At 69.2% G+C, this 1,696-nt stretch carries 4 protein-coding genes; all 4 read right to left on the reverse strand.

Translation table 11 applies throughout. The annotated features are described in order from the left end of the window. Positions 1–92, reverse strand: a 92-nt coding sequence (locus WBL05_RS09340) for a dihydropteroate synthase (RefSeq protein ID WP_424225430.1), incomplete at its 3' end; no start/stop codon positions are given. Positions 93–111: 19 nt separating this feature from the next. Continuing rightward, positions 112–771 carry a GTP cyclohydrolase I FolE gene (gene folE / locus WBL05_RS09345; protein WP_424225427.1) on the reverse strand — a complete coding sequence of 220 codons (660 nt, stop codon included), beginning with the start codon at positions 769–771 and terminating at the stop codon, positions 112–114. Between the two features lie 134 nt (positions 772–905). Then, positions 906–1,457, reverse strand: coding sequence for a hypoxanthine phosphoribosyltransferase (gene hpt, locus WBL05_RS09350; protein WP_424225428.1), 552 nt, complete (start codon positions 1,455–1,457; stop codon positions 906–908). 10 nt (positions 1,458–1,467) lie between these two features. Continuing rightward, positions 1,468–1,696, reverse strand: a 229-nt coding sequence (locus tag WBL05_RS09355) for a TilS substrate-binding domain-containing protein (protein ID WP_424225429.1), incomplete at its 5' end; no start/stop codon positions are given.

Consider the following 1,696-nt stretch of genomic DNA (forward strand, 5'->3'; position numbering starts at 1 on the left):
AGCAACTCCAGCCCGTGCTCGATCGCCCGGTCGGCGTCGAACCAGTGGCCGCCGTCGGAGAACGAGTCGGGGGTGACGTTGACCACCCCCATCACCAGGGTGCGCGACACGTCAGCCCGTGATCAGGCTCATCGCCTCGGCCCGGGTAGCGGCGTTGCGCATCACGCCGCGCACCGCCGACGTGGTGGTGCGGCTGCCGGGCTTCCGGACCCCACGCATGGTCATGCACTGGTGCTCGCAATCGACCACCACCAGCGCCCCGCGCACCTTCAGGTGTTCGACCAGCGCGTCGGCGATCTGGGTGGTGAGGCGCTCCTGCACCTGCGGCCGCTTGGCGAAGACGTCGACCAGCCGGGCGATCTTGCTCAGACCGGGCACCCGGCCGTTGGCGGGCGGGATGTAGGCGATGTGCGCCACGCCGTGGAAGGGCAGCAGGTGGTGCTCGCAGAAGCTCTGCAGGCCGATGTCCTTGACCAGCACCATCTCGTCGTGCGAGACGTCGAAGGTCGTGGCGAGCAGCGGGCCGGCGTCCTTGCCGAGGCCGGCGAACAACTCGGCGCACGCCCGGGCGACCCGCTGCGGGGTGCCGGCCAGCCCCTCCCGATCCGGGTCCTCACCGATGCCGAGCAGGAACTCGCGGACCGCGGCCTCGATCCGCTCGGCGTCATAGCCGGGCGGCGGTTCGAGCGGCGGAGGTTCGTAGGGGTCAACGATCGCAATGGACTCGGTCGGATCGCTGGCGCGACGGGGTTTCCTCGTCGGCTCCCTCATCTGCGTGACCCCTCTCGATCGCACGGGCACCCAATCCTATCGAGGGCGACTCCCGGCTGCGCCGAATCGGTTCGACCCGGGACGGGGCCGGCGTCCAGGAATCCGGTGGGCCGGGGCGCCCGGCAGGTGGCGGGCTAGGTGTAGACGTGCGGGGCGAGCGTCGCCACGTCGGTCAGGTTGCGGTAGCGGCCGGCGTAGTCGAGGCCGTAACCGACGACGAACTCGTTGGGGATGTCGAAGCCGACGTACTTGACGTCCACCTCGACGGTCAATGCCTCGGGCTTGCGGAACATCGTCATCACCTCGAGGCTGGCCGGCCCGCGCGAGCGAAGGTTCTGCACCAGGTAGCTCAGGGTGAGGCCGGTGTCGATGATGTCCTCGACGATCATCACGTCGCGGCCGTTGATGTCGGTGGTGAGGTCCTTGAGGATGCGCACAACGCCGGAGCTCTTCGTCCCCGAGCCGTAGGACGAGATGGCCATCCAGTCGACGCTGCAGTGCGACTTCATGGCCCGGGTCAGGTCGCTCATGACCATCATAGCGCCGTTCAGCACCCCGACCATGAGCAGCTCGCGGCCGACGTAGTCGTGGTCGATCTGGCGGGCGATCTTGTTGACCCGTTCCTGCACCTGCTCGGCGGTCAACAGCACATGGGCGAGATCATCGGCGATATCGGAGGCGTCCACGCTGGACACTCTAGTGCCACAACCGGCTGGCACCGCCCTCGGCCAGCACCAGGCAACCGGCTCGCCGGGTCACCCGTCGTCCGCCTGGCAGGTCGACGCCCTGCTGGCCGTGCCAGTTGTCGACCAGCCCGAGCACTGCCCGCAGGTGGGTGTAGCCGGGTTCGGCGACACCGCCGGCAACCAGCCAGCCGCGCAGCACCCGGGTGCCGATCGCCGGCGGTTGCTGCTGCACCGTGGCC

The sequence above is a fragment of the Brooklawnia sp. genome, assembly GCF_049651565.1.
Classification (GTDB): domain Bacteria; phylum Actinomycetota; class Actinomycetes; order Propionibacteriales; family Propionibacteriaceae; genus Brooklawnia.

What these genes read in the sequence shown, in the direction of transcription:
- folE (WP_424225427.1), bottom strand. Translation starts at nt 771, where the DNA reads ATGAGGGAGCCGACGAGGAAACCCCGTCGCGCCAGCGATCCGACCGAG.